16 protein-coding genes and 1 pseudogene are annotated in these 17,557 nt (G+C 58.6%); 4 read left to right on the top strand and 13 right to left on the bottom strand.

What is annotated here, in order from left to right:
* Positions 1 to 47 precede the first annotated feature (47 nt).
* The 3 genes from GT019_RS12805 to GT019_RS12795 all read right to left on the bottom strand — a co-directional run bounded on the left by GT019_RS12805 (position 48) and on the right by GT019_RS12795 (position 5,685).
* Positions 48 to 2,309, bottom strand: a complete 2,262-nt coding sequence (locus GT019_RS12805; protein ID WP_161743568.1) for an ATP-binding cassette domain-containing protein — start codon at positions 2,307 to 2,309, stop codon at positions 48 to 50.
* Between the two features lie 107 nt (positions 2,310 to 2,416).
* Positions 2,417 to 2,746, bottom strand: coding sequence for an ArsR/SmtB family transcription factor (locus GT019_RS12800; protein WP_161743567.1), 330 nt, complete (start codon positions 2,744 to 2,746; stop codon positions 2,417 to 2,419).
* A 473-nt stretch (positions 2,747 to 3,219) separates the two neighbouring features.
* Positions 3,220 to 5,685: a discoidin domain-containing protein gene (locus GT019_RS12795; protein WP_161743566.1), complete on the bottom strand. Its 2,466-nt coding sequence runs from the start codon at positions 5,683 to 5,685 to the stop codon at positions 3,220 to 3,222.
* 712 nt (positions 5,686 to 6,397) lie between these two features.
* Between GT019_RS12795 and GT019_RS12790 the strand changes: the two genes are divergently transcribed.
* Together GT019_RS12790 and GT019_RS12785 are read left to right on the top strand one after the other, a co-directional pair.
* Complete coding sequence (locus GT019_RS12790) at positions 6,398 to 6,892, top strand: DinB family protein (protein ID WP_161743565.1); 495 nt, start codon at positions 6,398 to 6,400, stop codon at positions 6,890 to 6,892.
* 284 nt (positions 6,893 to 7,176) lie between these two features.
* On the top strand, positions 7,177 to 8,487 hold the full coding sequence (locus tag GT019_RS12785; protein WP_161743564.1) for an ankyrin repeat domain-containing protein: 1,311 nt from the start codon (positions 7,177 to 7,179) through the stop codon (positions 8,485 to 8,487).
* Between the two features lie 139 nt (positions 8,488 to 8,626).
* On the opposite strand, the pseudogene GT019_RS32670 reads toward GT019_RS12785, so the two are convergent.
* A pseudogene (locus GT019_RS32670) lies at positions 8,627 to 8,820 on the bottom strand (hypothetical protein); the annotation flags it as partial.
* A 176-nt stretch (positions 8,821 to 8,996) separates the two neighbouring features.
* Between GT019_RS32670 and GT019_RS12780 the strand changes: the two are divergent.
* Positions 8,997 to 9,680 carry an NAD(P)H-dependent oxidoreductase gene (locus GT019_RS12780; protein WP_161743563.1) on the top strand — a complete coding sequence of 228 codons (684 nt, stop codon included), beginning with the start codon at positions 8,997 to 8,999 and terminating at the stop codon, positions 9,678 to 9,680.
* Positions 9,681 to 9,853: 173 nt separating this feature from the next.
* Here the strand turns inward: GT019_RS12780 and GT019_RS12775 are convergent, their stop codons facing one another.
* The 4 genes from GT019_RS12775 to GT019_RS12760 all read right to left on the bottom strand — a co-directional run bounded on the left by GT019_RS12775 (position 9,854) and on the right by GT019_RS12760 (position 13,428).
* Positions 9,854 to 11,230, bottom strand: coding sequence for a DEAD/DEAH box helicase (locus GT019_RS12775; protein WP_161743562.1), 1,377 nt, complete (start codon positions 11,228 to 11,230; stop codon positions 9,854 to 9,856).
* Between the two features lie 356 nt (positions 11,231 to 11,586).
* Positions 11,587 to 12,282, bottom strand: coding sequence for a YjjG family noncanonical pyrimidine nucleotidase (locus GT019_RS12770; RefSeq protein WP_161743561.1), 696 nt, complete (start codon positions 12,280 to 12,282; stop codon positions 11,587 to 11,589).
* Positions 12,283 to 12,357: 75 nt separating this feature from the next.
* On the bottom strand, positions 12,358 to 12,819 hold the full coding sequence (locus GT019_RS12765) for a carboxymuconolactone decarboxylase family protein (protein ID WP_161743560.1): 462 nt from the start codon (positions 12,817 to 12,819) through the stop codon (positions 12,358 to 12,360).
* 165 nt (positions 12,820 to 12,984) lie between these two features.
* Positions 12,985 to 13,428: a carboxymuconolactone decarboxylase family protein gene (locus tag GT019_RS12760; RefSeq protein WP_161743559.1), complete on the bottom strand. Its 444-nt coding sequence runs from the start codon at positions 13,426 to 13,428 to the stop codon at positions 12,985 to 12,987.
* Between the two features lie 223 nt (positions 13,429 to 13,651).
* On the opposite strand from GT019_RS12760, the gene GT019_RS12755 reads away from it, so the two are divergent.
* Complete coding sequence (locus tag GT019_RS12755; protein WP_161743558.1) at positions 13,652 to 14,155, top strand: Rrf2 family transcriptional regulator; 504 nt, start codon at positions 13,652 to 13,654, stop codon at positions 14,153 to 14,155.
* Between the two features lie 196 nt (positions 14,156 to 14,351).
* Here the strand turns inward: GT019_RS12755 and GT019_RS12750 are convergent, their stop codons facing one another.
* The 5 genes from GT019_RS12750 to GT019_RS12730 form a co-directional block, all read right to left on the bottom strand.
* Positions 14,352 to 14,819 carry a hypothetical protein gene (locus GT019_RS12750; protein ID WP_161743557.1) on the bottom strand — a complete coding sequence of 156 codons (468 nt, stop codon included), beginning with the start codon at positions 14,817 to 14,819 and terminating at the stop codon, positions 14,352 to 14,354.
* Between the two features lie 158 nt (positions 14,820 to 14,977).
* Complete coding sequence (locus GT019_RS12745) at positions 14,978 to 15,751, bottom strand: DUF817 domain-containing protein (RefSeq protein WP_161743847.1); 774 nt, start codon at positions 15,749 to 15,751, stop codon at positions 14,978 to 14,980.
* Positions 15,752 to 15,819: 68 nt separating this feature from the next.
* On the bottom strand, positions 15,820 to 16,041 hold the full coding sequence (locus GT019_RS12740) for a helix-turn-helix domain-containing protein (RefSeq protein WP_161743556.1): 222 nt from the start codon (positions 16,039 to 16,041) through the stop codon (positions 15,820 to 15,822).
* A gap of 10 nt (positions 16,042 to 16,051) precedes the next feature.
* On the bottom strand, positions 16,052 to 16,534 hold the full coding sequence (locus GT019_RS12735) for a DUF2975 domain-containing protein (protein WP_161743555.1): 483 nt from the start codon (positions 16,532 to 16,534) through the stop codon (positions 16,052 to 16,054).
* 173 nt (positions 16,535 to 16,707) lie between these two features.
* Positions 16,708 to 17,547 (bottom strand): phytanoyl-CoA dioxygenase family protein, encoded by an 840-nt coding sequence (locus tag GT019_RS12730; protein ID WP_161743554.1) that lies wholly within the window; start codon positions 17,545 to 17,547, stop codon positions 16,708 to 16,710.
* Positions 17,548 to 17,557: the final 10 nt, after the last annotated feature.

Here is a 17,557-nt window from a genome sequence, read left to right as displayed (position 1 = left end):
GCAGGTTGCTTTCGCCTGTCTATCGCACGGGGAGCTTGCGGTCCGTCTTATGATTGCGCCAAGTATCTGCCGGTGATCGACCGTTCCGCATGGACGATCTGCGAAGGCGTGCCCTCGAACACGACTTGGCCGCCCTTGCTGCCTCCGTCCGGACCCATGTCGATGATCCAATCCGCTTGGCTGATGACTTCGAGGTTATGCTCGATGACGATCACCGTATTGCCGGCATCCACGAGCCGGTTCATGATCTCCTGCAGATGGCCGATGTCCGACATATGCAGGCCGGTCGTCGGCTCGTCCATCACGTAGATGCTGCCCTTCTTGTGCAGTTCGCTGGCTAGCTTGATGCGCTGGCATTCCCCGCCCGAGAGCGTGCTGAGCGGCTGGCCGAGCGTAACGTAGTTCAGTCCCACGTCGCTCATCGCCTGCAGCTTGCGCTTGACCTCTTTCAGCTCGAAGAACGCCAATGCCTGCTCCACCGTCATCTCCAGCACGTCGGCGATCGACTTGCCGTTCAGCTTGTACGCGAGCACTTCTTCCTTAAACCGTCGGCCTCCGCAAACCTCGCACGGCAGCTTCACGCTGTCGAGAAAGGCAAGGTCGGTATACACGACGCCAAGCCCTTGACAGTTCTCGCAGGCCCCTTTGGAGTTGAAGCTGAACAAGCCTTGATTGACCTTGTTCGCGGATGCGAACGCCTTGCGCACGTCGTCCATGATGCCCGTGTAGGTCGCGGGATTCGATCGCGTGGATACGCCTACCGCCGATTGGTCGATTACGATCGCATCCGGATGCCGCGCAAGAAAAACGTCGTTGATCAGCGTGCTCTTGCCCGAGCCGGCGACGCCCGTAACGACGGTCAGCACGCCGGTCGGAATATCCACGGTTACGTGCTGCAGGTTGTGCAGCGCAGCATCCCGGATCGACATCTTGCCGGACGCCGGCCTGCTGGTTTCCTTCAGCCGGAGCTGCCGCTTCATATGGTTGCCCGTGAGCGTCCCCGACTCCAGCAAGCCCGGGAAGCTTCCTTCGTACATGATGGTGCCTCCGCGGCTGCCGGCATGCGGGCCGACGTCGACGATATGGTCCGCCGCCTTGATCACGTCGGGATCATGCTCGACGACGATCACGGTATTGCCCTTGTCGCGCAGCTTCTGCAGCAGCGCGACCAGCCGATGCACGTCGCGGGGATGCAGGCCGATGCTCGGCTCGTCGAAGATGTACGTGACGTCGACCAGGCTGCCGCTCAGATGCTTCACCATCTTGACGCGCTGCGACTCGCCGCCGGACAGCGTATCCGTCTCGCGGTCCAGCGTCAAGTAGTCCAGCCCGATATCGACCAGATGCTGCAGCCGCTCCGTCAACGACCTTATGACCGGCGCGGCAACGGGATCGTCGATCTCCCGGACGACGCGGATGAGCCGGCCGACCTCCATGGAGGACAGCTCCGCGATGTTGAACCCGCCGATCCTGCAGCCGAGCGCGGCCTGGCTGAGCCTCGCTCCGCGGCAGCCGGAGCAAGGGCCCTCGGAGATGAACGGCGCGACGATCTTCTGCGTGCGCTCGGACTTCGTCTTCACGTCCTGCTTGATATACTTGTTGGTGAACTTCTCGATGATGCCTTCCACGGTAACGTTCACTGCCTTGCCGGCGAAATCCATCTCCACTTTCCTCGCCTTGGCGAACAGCAGCCGGTTTAGCTCGTCTTCCGCATAATCGCTCAGCTTCTTATCGAGATCGTAAGAACCCGACTGGACGACCATGTTCCATTCCCAGCCGTTCACCCCGTAATCCGGCAGCATGATCGCCCCTTCGTTCAACGACTTGGACATGTCCAGCGCCTTGACCATGTCGACGCCCAGTCTTCGGCCGATCCCGTTGCACTCGGGACACATGCCCTGCGGATCGTTGAACGAGAACAGGTTTGCCGGCCCGACATGCGGCTGGCCTGCCCGGGAGAAGAGCAGGCGAAGTATGGGCGAGATATCGGTGATCGTGCCCATCGTGGAGTGGGAACCGCCGCCGAGCCGTTTCTGATCCACGATCACGGCCATGCTCAGATTCTCGATCGCATCCGTGTCCGGCTGCGGTACGCGGGGCAGGAACGTACGCACGAATATGCTGAAATTCTCGTTCAGCAATCGCGTGGATTCCGCCGCGATCGTATCGAAGACGATCGAAGACTTGCCGGATCCGGATACCCCGGTGAAGATCGTGATCTTCCGCTTGGGGATGCGCAGGGACACGTTCTTGAGATTGTTTTCCCGCGCGCCGGAGATGACGATAAATTCCTGATTCGATTCGCTCATGCTTCGCATCCATCCTTCTGATCGTATTCGTGTTCGGCGGTCGCATATCGGCCTGATTCCTATGCGCTACGCGCGTTATTGCGGGTCGTCCACGGACAATGCCAGGCTCATTCTTCTTCCTCTTCGAATAACTGCTTCAAGCGTTGCATGTTGGTACTCCAGAACTTGCTGTAGAAGGCTACCCAATCCTGAATTTCCCTCAACGGCGCGGCGTTCAGCCTGAATCGCGTTTCCCTGCCGACTTTTCGGTCGCGTACCACTCCGGCCTCTTTCAGGATCGCCAAATGCTTGGATACCGCCGTGCGGCCCATTTGAAACTGGGACGTCAATTCATGCAGCGGCAGCTCCTCCGCCTCCGCCAGCAGCCGAATCAGCCGGCGCCTGGTCGGATCCGCAATCGCGTCGAACACATCCCGCAATCGGTTGTCTTCGGTCACAGCACTCTCTCCTAAATTCTGCGCGTTCGCATGCAGGTTGTTCATGATCGATTCGAACGTTCCGATGAACGGTCAATCATCGGACACCGTTTAGTGTCATTTTCATTATAGGGCACCGTTTGGTGTCGTGTCAACTGCATCTTCAAGGCGCCGGATCGCGGGAAACGGCGCAGCATCCCGCTAATCTTCAATCGTCCGGTCATCGGCTTTGGCAACGCATGCGCCCGGATTCCCCGGTACGACCCGCTCGCTCGGCCGCTCGATGTCCCTCGATCGTCCGCATGCTTATGTTCGCAGGCGACCTCATGACATCGACAACTTTATTCGCCACAGAAAAAAGCCGCGAATTCGCGGCTTCTGCTGACAACCTTATTCGCGGCACTTCTCCTCCAGGAGTCCGCGATGCGGAAAGCTTGGTTTTGCCGCGACGGCGATATTCCGCCCGCGGCAAACCGCCGCATGGGACGATCCGATCAACCGGAGGCCGGCCCGTATACCTCGAAACGCCATAACGAATAGCCGAACGCCGATCCCCGCTTCAAGCCGAGTATGCGCACATACCTTGCGCTCTTCGGCGTGAACGCGATATTGTCGATTCCTCCGTCGCCCGCGGCGGTCTCGTACACGTCCGTCCACGTCTTGGCGTCGCTCGATACCTGAATCTTGTACGCCTTCGCGTAAGCCGCTTCCCAGCTCAGCCACACGCGGTTCACCGTCTTGACCGCGCCGAGATCGACGTAGATCCACTCGTTGTCGGTATACCTCGATCCCCAGCGCGTCGTGCCGTTGCCGTCGACCGCGTTCCCGGACCCGAGCGAAGCCATCATCGAGGAGCTGGCTGCCGTCGGGCCGCCGACGGCGAGATCCCTGCCGTACAGGTGAACGTTCTCCAAGCCGGCATGCGCCTGCTTCATGATGGCGACCATGTCCGTATAAGGCTGATCCTGCTGATTGACGAGTCCGACGTTATAGCTTTCGGCGTCCGCGCGTCCGGTGACGGGCTGATCGTAATAGGCGTACCAGCCGGAGCCGACGAACAGCGGGCTCTCCGCCTGGCTTTCCGCGAATGCCCGGTACGCTTCTCCCCGCTCCGCGATGCCGGCCGTCTTCGTCGGGGCGCTGATGTACGACAGTCCGCGGTCGGACATGCCGAAGGAATGCTCCAGGTTCAGCAGCGGCTTCCCGAAAGCGGCGTACTCGTCGATCCAGCTGCCGTCCCGCGTATAGCTGTCCACGGAGAAGGCATCGACGTACGGCATGGCTCCCCGATCCCAATCCAGGCTCGTTCGCCAGGTAGGAACGATGTTGGAGCCAAGGAACAAATGATTCGGGTCGTACCGTTTGAGGATGTCGCGGATCATGGCGTAATACGTCCCGGAGGCCAAGGTGATATAGCCCGACACGTCCGCGGCGGGCACCTTGGCGATCGCGATGGGCGTGTTCTTGAGCGCGTCGAACGAGGCGGCGTTCGTCCCGAGCAGCTTGTTGACGGTCGCGAGATTGCCGCCGTGCCGCGAGGCGAGATAATCCACGAAGGCGCCCTTCGCCGGAGAATCCGATCCGTACCCGAGCAGCTCCTTGACGATGTCGGCCGTCCAGCCGGCTTCGTTATCGTAAGTATATCCGATGAGCCATTTGCTGTTGCGCGCGTTCTGCAGCTGCGCCTTCAACGCGTTCTCGATGATCGGGGCGGTCTGGGGATCGAACACGTCGTACGACCATAGGATTCTTCTCAGGTTGGTCGGGTCCTGCAGCACCTGCACGTATGGAAACGCGACGTTCTTCGGCTTGGTCCACTTGCTGAAAGCGTTGAAGCCCCACGAGATCAGACGCTTGCGCGTTATCTCCTCCCATTTGGCCTCGTAGTCGCTGCCGTATTTCTTGATCGCGTTCGCGACGACGAAGCTGACGTATTCGCCGTTCTCGTCCTTGGTGTAGGCCGGACCGTAGAGCGACTTGTCGGGGAGCTGCTCGAAGATTTGCCTCGGCGTGCCGTCCGGCTTCAGCGTCGGCGTCCGGTATCCGGCATCCCATAAGCTGGCGGCGTCCACCCCTTTCAGCAGGAAGGGATAGCCGTCCGGCGTGACGAACCACCATTTGCCGTCGATCTGCTGCAGCCTGAAGAACCCGGTGCTGTCGAACTTCCCGATGCGCTTCACGCCGCCATAGGGATCGTAAAGCGCCGGGTCCAGCGCGACGCTCGCCAGAGCGGCGGCCTCGTCCGCGTAGTTCTGCCGCAGCTGCGCGTCGGAGGCGATCTTGCCCGGCCAGGCATCGTTCATCCATTGGCCGAACCGGTCCGCCAACAGGGCGTCCTTGTTCAGCTCGGCCTTCAGCTGCTCCGCCGTGAAGGCCGGCTTCGGATTTTGCCCCGGCGTGCCGGTGCCGCGCGTAATCTCGACTTCCGTCAGCGGGATATGCTGAAAAGCCTGGGTGCGCGTGATGTCCAGCACGATGAACCTGGCCGTCTTGCCCGCCATCGGCACCGCGACGTCGTAGTTCAATCCGGTATCCTGCCGGATATGCCGCGTCGCGATGTAATAACCCGTCGCCGCCTCCGGACGGTATTTGACGGTCAAGTCCTTGAAGCCCCAATATTTGTTCGGGGAATTCAATACCAGCCGCACTTGGTCGAGAGGATAATCCCGAAGCAAATCGATGACCACGTGCACCGTCGCCGGCGACTTCGCCCGCCCCATCCAGCCCGCGTAGGCGGCGGTGCCGTCGTACAACACGCCGTTCGCCGAAGACATCAGGCCGGTCGCCAACAGGTCCGGAGAATTGCCGCCGTCCGGAGCGGCGCTGTACACGTAATTGCCTGTCTTGAGCATCGTCCCTTCACCTCGAACTTGATCGAATGGAATAAACGCCGCCAAGGCGGCCCATGCCGTCATGAACGCCAACAGAGCCCTGCTAATTACCCTTACCCGCATTCTCATCCGTTCTAACCTCCTTTCTTCCCTTATCGTCCCCGTCGCCGGATATCCTTAGAAATACGATCCGAAAATTCGCCTAAAAAGGAAAAAGGTACCTCGGACCCAATGACGCTTATGTCCGAGGTACCCCTATGTCCGGACAGGCATGCCCGGCGCGATTCAGCGTGAGCCTGCCCCGCGGACCAGCGCGAGCATCGTTCGCGAGACCCGCTCCCGAAGCTCGACTCCCCTTGCCGCCATCATGGCCTGCATCATCCGATCGACGCAGGACCTGTACGCGTCGGGAACCGGATCGAAACGGTGCAGGCCCTGCGTTCGACCGGGCTGCCTTTAGTCGATATCAAGCAGTATTTGGAGCTGTACAAGGGCAGGAAAGCACGCTGCCGCAAAGAAAAACGATGCCGGCGCGACAAAAGAGCAAAGTGGAGGATCGAATCTCGCTGCTCATGAGAACGTTGGAGCGGCTCAATTGCAAATTGGCGTTGATCGACGCCCGGGAAAACCGTTTCGAAAGGCTGCCGTGGCAGGCGGACGCCAATAAGCAAGACGCCTCTCCGCGTTACGGAAAGGCGTCTTGTCGCGACGACAATCCTCTCCTTACGGAACCGACCGCCGGAATCTTGTCGGGCCTACAGGGTTCATCGGATTGGCAATCAAATCCTATGCGTTCGGACAAGCATATAGTATGCTTACTTTGATAAGGAGGAATGATCTGATGACGAAACAACTGATTATCGGCGATGCCGCGAAGGAGCTGGCCGCTACCCGCCTCGTCCTGGAACGCTTGCCCGAGGAGCATATGGCCTGGAAACCGCATGAGAAATCGATGGCGCTCGGCGGGCTTTCCACGCATCTGATCAACCTGGTGAACTGGCAGGTCGCGATGTTCCAGTACCCGGAATTCGATCTTTCGACCGTGCCGCAGCGGCGCGAGGCGCTGCAGAAGCGCTCGGAGTTTCTCGAGGAGTTCGACGCCAGCGTCAGCAAATTGGAACAGCTGCTGGCCGAATGCGACGAGAAATCGTTGGGCGAAGAATGGACGCTGCGCCACGGCGACCGCATCATCCTCCGCCAACCGCGGGCGGCCGCTTTCCGTACCGTCGGCATCAGCCACATGATCCACCACCGGGCGCAGCTCGGCGTCTATCTGCGGCTGCTCGACATTCCGGTTCCGGGCATGTACGGTCCCTCGGCCGACGATCGGGCTTGACGAACGATCGGAAATCCATGCGCGACCTCGGCTTCCGAGCAGCGCCATACCGATCGGAAATCTCGCCGTCTCCGGCATTCAGAATCGGTCATCAGAAAAGGAGCGAAAACCGGCGACGGTTTTGCGCTCCTTTTCTCGTGACGCTCTTGGTCACACGCGCCCGATCCGCAGCGACGGCGCGCGGATAGCGACCGCTGCATGAAGGAGATCGGGATTCGCTGACGAAATTAGATCAAAATCGCGATTGCGAAGCGATCAATAGAAGCAATTGGAGGGAAATGACAATGGACGCAGAACAGCGGAAGGCATTCGATTCCTTAAGCGATCCGGATAAAGAAACCGCCGCACAGCTTACGCAGGCGATATCGCAAGGGGATGCCGATACGGCGGCGCGGCTGTTCGGAACGCATCCGTGGCTGAGCGCGCTGATCGACGTTCCCTGCTTCGCCTTCGATAGTCCGGCTATCGTCGCGGCGGCATCGAGAGGCGATCGCGCGATGGTCGATGTCCTGCTGGCGCACGGCGCGGACATCAACGCGAAGAGCCAATGGTGGGCCGGAGGCTTCGGCGTGCTGCATCATGACCATCACGCGCTATCGCGTTACCTGATCGGACGCGGCGCCGATGTCGATGCCCACGCCGCCGCCGCGCTGGGGATGATCGAGACGCTGGAGCGGCTGGCGGAGGAAGACCCTGCCGTCGTGAACCGGCGCGGTCCCGACGGCCAAGTCCCGCTGCACTTCGCCAAGGATCGCCAGGTCGTCGATTTCCTGCTTTCTCGCGGGGCGGAGATCGATATGAGAGACTTGGATCATGGCAGCACGCCCGCGCAATGGGCCGTGCACGATAAGGAAATATGCGGCTATCTCGTCGAGCGAGGGGCCGCGCCGGATATCTTTATGGCCTGCATGCTGAACGATGCCGCCATGCTGCGCCGGATCCTCGAAGCGGACCCGAATGCCGTGCATGCGCAGGTCGGCAAAGGCGCCTTCACCTCCGGCGATTCGGACGGCGGCCACATTTACGTCTACAAAGTCGGTCCGTTCGCGCGCCCGTTAATCCTCGCCTTACGCTTGCATTACCGCGAGCTCGTCGATGCGATGCTGGCGCATAGCTCGCCGGAACAACGGCTTTTGTTGGCTTGCTACGAGGCGGATGCGAATGCCGTCCGCGCGATAACGGACGCGCACGGGAATCTGGTCGCCTCCTTGAAGCCGGAGGATGAAGCGCTCCTCGTCGATGCCGCCGGAGATCATCGGCTCGATGCGGTCCGCACCATGCTCGACGCAGGGTTCCGCGTGGATGCGCGGCGAAGCCCGCGGTCATCGACGGCCCTTCATGCGTCCGCCAGCCGAGGCGACCTCGACATCGTCCGCTTCCTGCTTGCCCGCGGCGCGTCCGTCCATGCGGAGAACGAGTTCGGCGCCACGCCGCTGCGCAGCTGCATCTGGGGATCCCTGAACCTCCAGGATCCTGCCGGGGATTATGCCGGCGCAGCGACGATGCTTATCGAGGCCGGAGCGAAACTCCCCGATCGCGCGGCCGGCAGCGATAGCGTTCGGCAACTGCTCCTCGCGCACGGAGCGGCCGGCTGATGCTGCTTTCCGGGAAGCGGCTTGACCGGAGAACGCCGCAGCCGCCGTTCGCGCGGCGCTAATAGGCGCTAGTTTCTTTTTACGCCGCACGTGCAAGAGCCGTTTGCGCTTCCGCAAACGGCTCTTGCCTCGTTTTCGCCTATTTCAAATTTGCCCCAGGCTTCTGCACTAACCCGATCTTACGCCGCGCCTCCGCTCTTCCCTCGAACCGGCCCGCGAAATACGCGGTCACGACCTCGCGGAATTCCAAGGCCGCCTGCGAGATGTATCGGCTCTTCTTCCATAACAAGCGATTTCCCGCGCCGATTCGAGTTGCTCCACCTGCAAATAATGGATCTGCGCCGCTATGATCCGGTCCGTTGTCACAACGCGTCCTATTGCGTCGTTGTATATCTGACGCGCGCTTCGACAGGAGTTGATTGATCCCACGACCAAGCAAGCACAGGATAGCCGCTACGCAGGATTCGCTTTCGATTCAGCAAACCATTATCCAAAGGACGTGCACAGACATGTTAAACAAATTGAATACGCTATTCGCAGGCTCTTCCGGTACGCCGGGGCAAAAGGTCTTGTACATCACGGCTCATCCGAGCACGAGCGAGAGCTCCTATAGCCTCGCGGTCGGCGAACAGTTCTTGGCCGCTTACAACGAAGCGAACCCGAACGATCACGTGTACCATATCGATTTGTTCCGAGCCGAGATCCCTTACCTGGACAATGAAATCTTCGGCGCTTGGAACAAGCTGCAGTCGGGTACGGCCTTCGATGGGCTGACCGCCGCCGAGCAAGCCAAAGTCGCTCGCCTGGGCGAACTGGCCGATCAATTCGTGGAAGCCGACAAATACGTTTTCGTGAACCCGGTGTGGAATTTCTCTTATCCGCCGGTATTGAAAGCCTACATCGACTCCGTCTTCGTGGCGGGCAAAACCTTCAAATATACGACAGACGGCCCTGTCGGGCTGCTTGGCGGCAAAAAAGCATTCCATATCCAAGCCAGCGGCAGCGTACTGTCCGAAGGCGGATACGCGTCCTTCGAGATGGCTCACCGCCACCTCGACGCCGTCTTGAAGTTCCTGGGCGTCCCCAGCTTCGAAGCCGTATACGTGGAAGGCATGGCCGCGCAATCCGACAAGGCGCAAGAAATCAAAGCCAACGCGATCGCGCGAGCCCGCGAAGCCGCGAAGCATTTCTAAACGCCCGTTCCCAAGACCTCATCAAACAACGACTTCGCCCCGAATCGTCAGCGGCCCCCCAACCGCCGGTCGTTCGGGGTGTTTTTTCGCGTTTATTCACATCAAATTCCCAATAAAAAAATGCCGCGAATGACGCGGCATTGCATGCGAAGCGGTAATCAACCCGACCTTCCTTATCTGCCGGCGTTACTCCCTCTTGCAACCCACTTCGGCTTTGGCTTCGGTTTCGCTTTGGCATTCGGATTGGGATGGGAAGAGTTCGGTTTTGCGGCGGAGCTTGGCTTGGCGTTGGAGCTTGGCTTGCCATTCGGGCCGCGGTTGGCCTTCGGCGCCGTGCCCGCGCCTTCCTTGGCGGCCGGCCTTGCCGCTGCCTGCCGACCGGGAGGCTCCTCCTTCGGAGCGGCGGTCATGATCAGCATCGGGTACGGATGCTCCGTCACTTCGGGAATGTTTTTGCCGATCAATTTCTGAATATCCTTGAGAAACGGAAGCTCTTCGAACTCGCAGAACGAGATCGCGGTCCCGCTCAGTCCCGCCCGGCCCGTACGGCCGATCCGGTGAACGTAGGTTTCCGGCACGTTGGGCAGGTTGAAGTTAATGACATGCGACAATTCGTCGATGTCGATTCCCCGCGCCGCGATGTCGGTGGCGACCAATACGCGCGTGGCGCCGCTCTTGAAATTGCTTAATGCCGCTACGCGGGCATTTTGCGATTTGTTGCCGTGTATGGCTTGGGCGGCAATATTCGCTTTGTTCAATTCGCGCACCACGCGGTCGGCGCCGTGCTTGGTCCGGGTAAATACGAGTGCCGACGTGATCGATTTATCCTGGAGCAGGCGATTCAACAGATGTTGTTTGTTCCCTTTATCCACCTTGTACAGCGATTGCGCGATCCGATCCACGGTCGAGGATACGGGAGTGATCTCGATCTTAACCGGGTTCACCAACAGCGTTTTGACCAGCTTGGCGATCTCCGGAGGCATCGTGGCCGAGAAGAACAGCGTCTGCTTCTTGCTCGGCATCTTCGCGATGATGCGCTTCACGTCATGAATGAAGCCCATATCGAGCATGCTGTCGGCCTCGTCGAGCACAAGGATCTGGACATGCTGAAGGTCAATCAGCTTCTGGCTCATGAGATCGATCAGCCTGCCCGGCGTCGCGATCAAAATATCCACGCCCTGCTGCAGCGTCCGCTCCTGCGCTTTTTGCGAGACGCCGCCGACGATCGCCGTGCTGCGCAAGGACGTAAATTGGCCATAGGCTTTGACGTTATCGTAAATCTGAATGGCAAGCTCCCTCGTCGGGGTTAGGATCAACGAGCGAATATGGCGCTGCGCGCCTGGTCTGCTGGGCTGCTCGCTCAGCAGCTGGATGATCGGCACGGCAAACGAAGCCGTCTTCCCCGTTCCCGTCTGGGCGCAGCCGAACAAGTCCTTGCCGGCCAAAGCGGCCGGGATCGCCTGCTCCTGGATAGGAGTCGGCGTCGTATAGTTCTCTTTCGCTAAAGCTTTCAAAATCGCGGGCGCAATATTCAATTTTTTAAAGTTCATTTTGTCTCCTTATTGTATCCATCATATTGGAATCCTATCATCTTGAACGAGCGCTGCGGCACGCAACTCGCCGTTCCTTCTGTTATAACGTATAAGGATACCATAGAAGTGAACCAAAAAAGAAGCAGGATTTTTCCCGCCGGCGTCCGGCGCGTCCATTCTTTCATTTTCGCGGCCTCATATTCGCTTAAATCCGCGTCCCGATTCTTCGCCGATAATCCCTCTTGGAACAACGGAAAAGCCGCTGCATGAGCGGCTTTTCGCGAGATCAAGATGGATAGGCCGGTCGTGCCGGCCAAGAAGTAAGCACTATTTTATATCCTGACCATAGTGACAATTGCGAAGAACTTGGCAAGTCAATGTCCGGCTTCGCAGATCGCGTACAATTCGGTTAAGCTGGCGATCGTATAGGTGCTCCGAATGTCCGGCGGGCTGCTTTGCCCTTTGCGATTGATCCAGCAGGTATGCAGGCCGAATTGAAGGCCGCCTTTAATGTCCGTGTTCAACGAATCTCCGATCACGAGCGCGTCCTCGATCGCGAAATCCCGAATATTCGCCGCGACGTAGTCGAAAAATAACCTGGACGGTTTTTGATGCCCGATGCTTTGCGAATCGAATATGGCTTCGAAATAGTCGTGCAGGCCCGATTGTTTCAATCGTTTGATCTGCGTCCGGGTGATCCCGTTCGTAACGACAAACAGCCTGTGCGTCTCGGATAAGCGCCGACAGACCTCCAATGCGCCTTCCATGGGCAGCTGATCGCCACCGCCCAGCAGCTCGCGGTACTGGTTCTCCCACTCGATGCCGTCGACGACATTACCCAGCCGCAGCATCGTTTCCGAGAATCGGGAATTCAGGACCGCGTCCAGCGCGATCGTTCCGTTCTCGTACGCTCCCCATAGCTGCTTGTTGACGGCATGGTACGCCTGAAGCAACTCATCCGAAACCGCATGCCCGTATTGCCCGAACAGCCGATTCAACGATTCCGTCTCGTTCGCGCCGAAATCCAGCAACGTGTCATCCAAATCGAATAATAATAGCTTGTAGCCCATGGTTCCTCCCGTCAGGAATGCAAGCAATCCCCGCGCGCCGGGTGCACGGGGATATCGCCTGCGATTGGATTCGACTTATTTGCTTGCGGCCGGCTGATATTCGCCGGGAACCATCCCCGTCGAGATCGCCATGCGGTTCCAGCAGTTGATCGCATTGATCGCCATGATCAAATCGACGAATTGCGCCTCGTCGAAGTGCCCGCGAACCTGCATGTACAATTCCTGCGGCACGCCGCCCTGCGAAATTTTCGTGACCGCTTCCGTCAGCGCGAGCGCGGCCCGCTCGGATGCCGTGTAGAACGGGGCTTCCCGCCAGGCGTTAAGCAGATAGAGCCGCTGCTCCGTCTCGCCGATGGCGCGCGCGTCCTTCGTATGCATATCCAGGCAATAGGCGCAGCCGTTGATTTGCGAGGCGCGAATCTTGATCAGCTCCCACAATTTAGGGTCAAGGCCGCTCTTCTTCACGTACCCTTCCAATTTCAAGAGCGTCTGCAGGGATTCGGGCTGTACCTTCATATAATTCAATCTCAATTCCATGTATCGTAACGCTCCCTTGTAGTTGTTCGAATAATGCGTCATTCGGATCGGTGAATCGCTTCCGTGCGAACAGAGTATCTCCTGCCCCGACTTGCCTCATTCGAGCCGTCGGGCCGCCGTTCATGCGTTCCCGGCGGCATCGGCGATTGCGGGCCTGCGCCTTCTTTACGCCTGCTCGGGGAACATTCCCGTGGAGATCGCGATGCGATTCCAAGCATTGATCGCATTGATCGCCATGACGATCGTCACGAATTCCGCTTCGTCCACGTGCGCCCGAACGCGTTCGTACAAGTCCTGAGGCACGCCCTGCTCGGAGATGCGGGTCACGGCTTCCGTCAGCTCCAGCACCGCTCGCTCTTTGTCGGTAAAGAACGGAGCTTCGCGCCATGCGTTAAGCAGATAAATGCGCTGCTCCGTCTCGCCGATCTTCCGCGCTTCTTGCGTATGCATGTTGATGCAAAAGGCGCAGCCGTTAATCTGCGATGCCCGGATCTTGATCAGCTCGTACAATCCGGCATCCAGCCCGCTCGTCTTGATGAACCCTTCCAATTTCAACATCGCCTGGAACGCGCCCGGATTGGTTTGCATGTAATTCACTCTGACTTCCATCGTAATCTCCTCCGTAATCGATAGGTTTATTTGGTGTGGCGAAGAATAATGCCGACAAGTTATATCGTCGATTAACTTCATCCACAATATAGCTCTTTCAATTGCGGCTGTCAACCGGAAATCAAGCGTCTTATCGCCGGAAATGACCCGAAGCCCCCATTTGACAAGGGTTTTAAATGCACCTAAGATGATTAGTAGCATAATTCAGAAAGCAGGTGTACGCATGCAGTATAGTATTGGCGTTGAATATGGACTGCATTGCTTGGTATATTTAATCGATCTTCCTCCCGACGCTACCATCGGAATCAAAGAACTCTCCGCATTCCAAGGCGTATCGGAGACGTACCTCTCGAAGGTGTTCGGCAAGCTGACGAAAGCCGGCATCGTGAGCTCCGTTCCCGGCGCAAAAGGAGGCTACCGGCTGGCCAAGTCTCCGGACGATATATCCTTCTGGGACGTCGTCGAAGCCGTCGAGGGCAAGACCCCTATATTTCAATGCAAAAACATTAAAGATAACAGCTACCTCTGCCAGGATCCGGAATACGCCGCATGCGCAAAGGCAACTCCGTGCACGATCAACATGGCCATGGTCGAAGCCGAGGAGAGCATGCGCAACGCGCTGCGCAACAAATCGCTTACCTGGTTGAACGAGGAGCTCGAACGCGTGCTGACCCCGCAATCGCGCAAGGAGACGCGCGAGTTTTTCGCGGCCGGCGGCAAGGTTTGACGCCGCGATCGGCTGCTTGCCGATGCTGCCCGCACGGTACATGCCAGCCAGAGGCATAGACATGACAAAGAAGCCACGACTGCCGCATTCCTGCGGTTGTCGTGGCTTCTTCACGCGTTCGTGATAAATCGGCGGCCCGTTTACGCTTCCCGTTCACGTGCCGCCAGAATCGCGTGCATGGACCCTCGTATCCGACTTAAGTCGTGCCCGCAACGGCAACGCCGTTGAACGCCGCCGGCCCGGACAGGATCAGATCGATAAAGCCGTCCGTCGCGATGAAGAGCACGTACCGGATCTCGCCGGCCAGGACATCCAGCGCCGGCGGGAAATCGGCTGCGCTGACGCTGATCGGGAACAACACGCCCGGCTGCTCGATCTCGAACTGCTGGTTCCAGATCGTGACGCCCGTTCCTGCCGTTCCGTCGCCGCCGCGTTCCACGCTGAGCGATACGACGGTCGGGCCTTCTTCCGGCGGCGGGCCGGAAAAAGCGATGCCTGCCGTCCCGGTCAGCAATACGCGGACATCGGACGTATTCAGCGGTATCGCGCCTACGACTTGAAGACCGATATCGCCGATCAACAACGGCAAATCGGATAACGGTTCCTCCCCGCCGAAACCGTTGTTGTGCATCGACAAGCGTTGGTCGAGAAATTGAATCGCCATACTAATCACCTCGCTCTCGTTTATCGTATTCTATGAAAATACGAAGAAAATGGGACTAGTTTATGGCGATAACAAGCAAAATCAGGCTCCGCCCGGCCAATAAAGGCCTATCCGCCCCTCCTCCGTATTCGGGCGCCGGGCACATGCGGGCAACGGCATCAAGGACGGGATTGCCGGTCCTTCACCCGCTTCAACGTCGCGACGATCAAGAAGCTGACGATGACGAGCAGCAGCCAGGAGCTTACCTTGCCGATATGAACGATCCGCCATGACGCGGACTGGTCGGGATATTGCCATGCGCCGAAGAACGTCGCGATGTTTTCCGCGATCCAGATGAAGAATCCGATCAGCGCGAACGAAGACGCAAGCGGCATCCGGTAACGGATGCCTCCGACCTCGAACCCGACCCACGTCCGCAAGAATACGAGAAGCACGAGCGCCGACAGCCACCAACGGACATCGATCCAGTAATGGTGTGTGAAAAAATTGAGATAGATCAGGGCGGCAAGCGTCACGACGATCGGGAACGGCGGCCAGCCCAGCAGTTCGACCTTCAAGCGCCGCCATGCTTGGCACAGATAGCTCGCCACGCTCGCGTACATGAACCCGCTGTACAGCGGAACGCCGAATACCTTCGTATATCCCTCCCCCGGGTACGACCACGACCCCATGTGCACCTTGAACACCTCGAGGGCCAGCCCGATCACGTGAAACAACGTAATCACCTTCAGCTCATCGCGCGTCTCGAGACCGGAACGCACCATCCACGCCTGCATCGCGAGGCAAATGAGCAGCAGCCAGTCGTACCTTGGAAGCCAGGGAAACGGGATGAGCCCGGTGATCGCGAGCGAAGCGAAAATAACGACGGGAAACAGGCACGACCATGCCTGCTCCCAGCCGAAGCGAACGAGCTGCAGTCCCGCCGTTTTCATGCCTCCCCATCGCGATATGCGGACGGAAGCATCCGACCGTTCGCGCTCCGGCGAAGCTCCCCCCGTATTCATCCTTCGGTCTCTTCGTCCGTCTTGTATTCCAGAACGTCTCCGGGCTGGCAATCCAAGGCTTTGCAGATCGCCTCCAAAGTGGCCAATCGAATGGCTTTCGCCTTGCCGTTCTTCAGGATCGAGAGATTGGCCATCGTGATGCCGACCTTCTCCGACAGTTCGGTCACGCTCATTTTCCGCTTCGCCAGCATCACGTCGATATTGATAATGATCGCCATGTTATCCACCTCAGACCGTCAAATCGTTTTCCGATTTGATCGCGATCGCCTCTCTTAAGAGCATTTGAAGTACGGCGGCAAAGACGGCGATGACCAAAGAGGCGAAGATCAGGACCAATCCGATGACGATCATGCCGGGGGCATCGTCCTTCTCCGCCACGAGATAGAAGAGCGGCAAGCCGGCCGCCAAAATAATGGCGATCGCGATCGCGCAGGCTTTGATGTTCTTCAGAGCCCTTACGGACAATTCCGAGAAAGCCCGGTTCGCGTCGATATAGCTCAATAGTCGAAACGCTTGGTGCAAGGCATAGTAAAACGGAATCGCCGCCGCGTACAAATCGATGAAGACCAGCGCTTTCAGATAGTGCTGGTCCGGATATAATTCCACCGCGAAATTCGCGAGCCCCGGCACCACGAAGATGCACAGCGCAAGGATCGGGCTGCCGATCAGAATAACGGCCGCCTTCAAAAAAAGTGTCGTTCCACGTTTCATGACAAAGCCCTCGCTTATCTTTGAATTTAAGAACAATTTAGCACATATTTTATCGTTTTACAATAAATAATTGCTGATAATGAATATATTATTGTTGTTAGTGTGCGTACACAAAAAAAAGCATTCCCCCATGACGAGGGAATGCGCCGGACGATACCGATAGGGATGCTTGCTCAATTCGTATAGGAATCTTGCCCGGGGCCGGCTCCCAGCCATAACGACTTGAGCGGCACCATCGCATCCGCGGGCACGTAATAATGGAAGCAGTTGCCGCTGATGTCCCCGAGCAGCTGGCGGCGAATCGGCGAAGCGCCTTCCAGCATCCGTTCCGAGGCCCGGTGATAATCGATCGGCCTCATCCAGATCGGGCTGTAGCCGACGAACAGCTGCCGCCGGGTGAAGCCTGACCGGTTCGGCGCGCCGGCATGCCACAGGTTTTGCGGGAAGATGAACACGTCGCCCGGCTTGCCGCACACCTGCAATTCCCCTTCGACGGGCACGTCCACGCTCGTCTGAACCGGGGTGAAATCGGCCTTCAAGTGACTGCCCGGGATGATCTTCGTGTTGCCGCGATCCGGCTCCGACATGTCGCTCAGGATGTAGCACGCTTTCACGTAATACGTCGAAGCAAGTCCGTGGATGCGCGGAAACTGCGGATGCGGTCCGTCCTGATGCCAATTGATGAAGCTTTGGGAAGCCGTGCGGAGATCGTCCGGATTCGGCTTGCGCACCGTCAAGTGGGAGATGTGCAGCTGGATATTGTAGCCGAGCAGGTTCACCATCAGCGGCAGCAGGGCCGGTTCGTCGATCAGGCCGGCGATCTCCGGATGCCGCTCGACGCTGTTGTACCAATTATAGGACAGCGCCTCGGGTTCGCCGGCGAGCAGCTCGTCGACGGCCAGGTTAAGCCGCGCCACCCGTTCTTCCGTCAGGACATCCCGCAGGATCAAGTAGCCGTCGCGCTGAAATTGCCTGACCAGCTCCGGCATATCGGGCTGACTCGGGGTCGTCATGCAGCGTTCC

The organism is Paenibacillus glycinis (genome assembly GCF_009909185.1).
Taxonomy (GTDB): Bacteria; Bacillota; Bacilli; order Paenibacillales; family Paenibacillaceae; genus Paenibacillus_Z; species Paenibacillus_Z glycinis.
Note: the sequence above shows the minus strand (reverse complement) of the source record. Positions and strands in the feature narration are given on the sequence as shown.